Below are 2,861 nucleotides of genomic sequence, written 5' to 3'. Positions count from 1 at the left end.
GGATTAAATCATGGAAACGATGAAAACATTTGTTAATAACTTTATTAACGATGAAGAAGGACTCACTCTTTTGGAGTACATTCTGGGCGCCGCATTGATTGTTGCCGCACTGCTGTCAATTGGTTTCTGGGAAACCTTAGCGAGTAAATTTACGGATGTGGCTTCCGAAATCAGCGGAATTACTCCTACAACGCCGTAGGTTTAAAACCTAATGCTAGTTGAATGCCTTATTTGGTCATTATTAGTTGCGGTCGGTGTTTCTGATGCTCAGAAACACCGAATTCCCAACAACCTGGTGCTGACTCTACTGCTTGTCGTCATTGTGTCGATTGCCGTTAATCCGGCTGGGCAGATTATTGACCATCTAATCGGTTTTCTCGTCGCCTTTGCGGTGTGTTTACTGCTCTACATCACACGCGTTATGGCGGCTGGAGATGTGAAATTGCTGGCGGTAGTCGGGCTATGGGTTGGGGTATCTCAACTAGCAGATACGGCGATTTGGATCGTGTTAGCTGGGGGCATGGTTGGTGTGTTTTATTTGGCACTTTTTCTGGCCGAGTCACGAGGCACGCTGTATCAAAATGTGGTCGGGTATGTGTATCAAAAGGCCACGCCAGGCAGCCAAAAAACACGTCTGGTTATACCCTTTGCGCCAGTCATTGTTATTGGCCTGGCATTGCAGTCCTATATTTACTAGCGCTGAGAGCTTATCACTGAGACCAAGTCTCGGCTTGGCGCAGCTCCATGGAGGGAGTGTCAATGGGAACGTCACTAACTGAACATTTGGTGCCACAGATAGAGCCACCTTCGGTTCCCACCAATGATACCGCGTTGGGTGTACCGGTGGCGGTGGTGGAACACCTGGTGATTAAGCATATCTCTGCGTATCCGAAAATTGATCTGATCGAACTGTCACACCGGTTGTGTGTTGTTTCACATATTGTCGAAGATGCTCTGGCACAGTTACGCAAACGTAGCTGGATAGAAGTCTACCAGCCTGTTGCGACGCTATCTGAAAGTTCATATGCCCAGGTGCGTTATGGGTTAACTGAACTGGGGATGGCAGAAGCCGAACTGGCGTTTCGTCGTGATGCTTATATCGGTCCGGTGCCGGTTTCCATGGAACAGTACTGGCAAGTGGTGCAAGCGCAGGATTTACGTCGTCAGCCGATTGGCCGTACCGATGTGGAGCGGGCCTTATCTGACGTCTATGGCTCTGAACGTTTGGTTCAGGTGCTGGGGCCTGCGATTAACTCTGGCCGTGCCATGCTGCTTTATGGCCATGCCGGGACAGGGAAAAGTTACGTTGCAGCCCGAGTGCTGAATGCACTCAATACGTCGGTGTTTATTCCGTATGCGGTGTACGCCGACGGCAACATCATCAAAGTGTTCTCTGAGCATCATCACCGCCGGATGGACGATGACCATACTCAGGTGTTTGTTAAAGTCACTCAGCACTATGACAAACGCTGGATACTGTGCGAGCGACCAAACATTCAGGTGGGCGGTGAGTTGACTCTGGAGATGCTGGAAGTCAATCACAGCGATCACAACCGGGTGTGGAATGCACCACTGCAGATGATGGCCAATAATGGCATTCTGGTGATTGATGACTTGGGGCGTCAGTCCATTTCGGTGGCGGCATTACTCAACCGATGGATAGTGCCAATGGAATATTTCGTCGATCACCTGGCGTTGCCCAATGGACAGCATATTTCTGTGCCGTTCACGCTGACGCTGGCTTTCTCATCCAACCTTTCTCCGAGCTCTATTGCCGATCCGGCTTTTCTACGACGTCTCGGATACAAAATTGAGTTCAACCCGCTCGAAGAAGCAGAGTACCTGGAATTGTGGTCTGAAATGGCGACAACGATGGACATTGAGGTTGAACCGTTAAGCATAACAACGTTGTTGGCACTACATAACGAAAATAATGTTGAGTTCTTTCCTTGTTTACCAAAGGACCTGTTAGGGATCAGTCGAGATATCCTGACGTTTGAGGGAGGGAGCAGCCTTGTCTCTCCCGACATTCTTGTGAGGGCGTGGGGATTGTACTTCACCACGGATTAACATGGAGGTTTCATTATGAGCCGGAGCCAAGTCGTCATTCTGCTTCTTCTCTCGGTGGTATTCGGTCTGGCGGCCGTTATCGTTGCGAAAAAGTGGATAGACAGTCAAACCACACCGACCGTTGAGGTCGAACGAGTTGAACGCCATCCTGTTGTTATTGCAGCCAGTGAACTGGAGCCGGGGACGGTACTCGAAAGCAAGCATCTCACCACCAGATTACTGGAAGTAAAATGGATAAATGAAGAGACGCTGGAAAAACCGGAAGATGTCGTAGGGCGCATCGTCGCCAACACCATCTACGAAGGGGAATTGATCCATCCCGCTCGTCTGGCCTTGCCTGGGGAAGGGGCCACACTGGCGGCATTGATACCGGACAACAAGCGTGCGGTCACCATTCGGGTTAATGATGTTATTGGTGTCGCGGGATTTCTATTGCCGGGCAATAAAGTTGATGTGTTGAACACCGTCAAAATTGGTAAAGCGCGAGCCACCACGAAAACAGTGCTGAAAAACATCAAAGTTCTGGCGGTGGATCAGACTGCGAAAACCAAAGAAAACAAGCCAGTTATCGTTCGGGCTGTAACACTGGAAGTGTCGCCGAAAGAAGCCGAACGTCTGCTGACAGAGAACAGCAAAGGCGATATTCAGCTTGCGCTAAGAAACCCTCACGAGATCGACAAACCTGCGCCGGTCAGAAAATACACGCCGGCACCGAGTGTAACCATTATAAAAGGTGCTCAGGCGTCTAACGTTCGAGTAAGTAATTAGGTGACTTATGAAAAGAATAATAT

At 49.6% G+C, this 2,861-nt stretch carries 4 protein-coding genes; all 4 read left to right on the top strand.

What is annotated here, in order from left to right; all coding sequences use genetic code 11:
• The first annotated feature begins 10 nt into the window (after positions 1 to 10).
• The 4 genes from CAG65_RS09465 to cpaB all read left to right on the top strand — a co-directional run bounded on the left by CAG65_RS09465 (position 11) and on the right by cpaB (position 2,838).
• Positions 11 to 199 carry a Flp family type IVb pilin gene (locus CAG65_RS09465; protein ID WP_161453472.1) on the top strand — a complete coding sequence of 63 codons (189 nt, stop codon included), beginning with the start codon at positions 11 to 13 and terminating at the stop codon, positions 197 to 199.
• A 12-nt stretch (positions 200 to 211) separates the two neighbouring features.
• Entirely contained in the window at positions 212 to 697 is a 486-nt protein-coding gene (locus tag CAG65_RS09460; RefSeq protein WP_161453471.1) for an A24 family peptidase, read from the top strand.
• Positions 698 to 759: 62 nt separating this feature from the next.
• A complete protein-coding gene (locus tag CAG65_RS09455) occupies positions 760 to 2,070 on the top strand; it encodes an AAA family ATPase (RefSeq protein ID WP_161453470.1) in 1,311 nt (436 codons plus the stop codon).
• 15 nt (positions 2,071 to 2,085) lie between these two features.
• Positions 2,086 to 2,838, top strand: coding sequence for a Flp pilus assembly protein CpaB (gene cpaB, locus CAG65_RS09450; RefSeq protein ID WP_161453469.1), 753 nt, complete (start codon positions 2,086 to 2,088; stop codon positions 2,836 to 2,838).
• Positions 2,839 to 2,861: the final 23 nt, after the last annotated feature.

This window comes from Vibrio sp. V39_P1S14PM300 (genome assembly GCF_009904765.1).
In the GTDB taxonomy this organism is placed as follows: domain Bacteria; phylum Pseudomonadota; class Gammaproteobacteria; order Enterobacterales; family Vibrionaceae; genus Vibrio; species Vibrio proteolyticus.
Note: the sequence above shows the minus strand (reverse complement) of the source record. Positions and strands in the feature narration are given on the sequence as shown.